4 tRNA genes and 1 rRNA gene are annotated in these 990 nt (G+C 56.3%); all 5 read right to left on the reverse strand.

Going from position 1 to position 990, the window contains the following annotated elements:
- Nucleotides 1–11: 11 nt before the first annotated feature.
- Nucleotides 12–87: transfer RNA gene (locus tag T260_RS136430), tRNA-Val, on the reverse strand.
- A 9-nt stretch (nucleotides 88–96) separates the two neighbouring features.
- A tRNA-Glu gene (locus T260_RS136425) sits at nucleotides 97–168 on the reverse strand.
- Between the two features lie 14 nt (nucleotides 169–182).
- Nucleotides 183–273 (reverse strand) — tRNA-Ser (locus T260_RS136420).
- Between the two features lie 4 nt (nucleotides 274–277).
- Nucleotides 278–352: transfer RNA gene (locus tag T260_RS136415), tRNA-Asn, on the reverse strand.
- A gap of 549 nt (nucleotides 353–901) precedes the next feature.
- Nucleotides 902–990, reverse strand: a 23S ribosomal RNA gene (locus tag T260_RS136410); the annotation flags it as partial.

Raw genomic sequence — 990 nt, forward strand, 5'->3', positions numbered from 1 at the left:
TTATATTAAGATGGTGGAGGATGACGGGATCGAACCGCCGACCCCTTGCTTGTAAGGCAAGTGCTCTCCCAGCTGAGCTAATCCTCCACAAAGAAGTGACCCGTACGGGATTCGAACCCGTGTTACCGCCGTGAAAGGGCGGTGTCTTAACCACTTGACCAACGGGCCATGCTGATGGATCATGGCGGAGAGCAAGGGATTCGAACCCTTGAGGCGCTATTCACGCCTACACGATTTCCAATCGTGCTCCTTCGACCACTCGGACAGCTCTCCACGATGGCTCCGCAGGCAGGATTCGAACCTGCGACCAATCGGTTAACAGCCGATTGCTCTACCACTGAGCTACTGCGGAATCATAACGACGGTCAATTCTCCCAACAAGATGTCCTGCCTCTTCCTCTGCCAGCCGATTCAAAGAAGCTGGATGCGTCGAGGCAACTCGCAGTTCATCCGATGATGCAAATGCTCGTCACTGAGCTGCTGCGAAATGACATCTCTTTAGACATTTACTATTATAATGATTCGCGCTGAGCTGTCAAGAGTTTTTTCATTCCTTCAAAACTAGATAACCGTTGGAAGAAGCCGCTCGCCTGCGCTTTTCGCATTGTCCAGCTCCGGCTCGCCGCCGCTCGGGGNGGGTCAAATAACCTTCGCCTTCGGGATCGGAAATCCCTGCAGGCGAAGAACATTTGCCCGTCGCGGCGACCCGCTCGCCTGCGCTTTTCGCTGTCTAGTTCCGGCCGCCATCGGCTCGCGACGCTTCGGTCCTGCTGCGGCGGCGACACATTGCATACGCTCCTGTGGCACCACCCACGCAGAACCAAGCTTCGCTTGGTTCGAGCCTCCTCGCAGGCCCTCCAGCGCACCTCGCCGATAAGCGGGCGGCCTCCACTTTTCTTGCTAGGTTAAGCCCTCGATCGATTAGTATCCGTCAGCTCCACGTGTCGCCACGCTTCCACCTCGGACCTATCGACCTCGTCATCTTCGAGG

It is taken from the genome of Geobacillus thermopakistaniensis (assembly GCF_000498995.1).
GTDB lineage: Bacteria > Bacillota > Bacilli > Bacillales > Anoxybacillaceae > Geobacillus > Geobacillus thermoleovorans.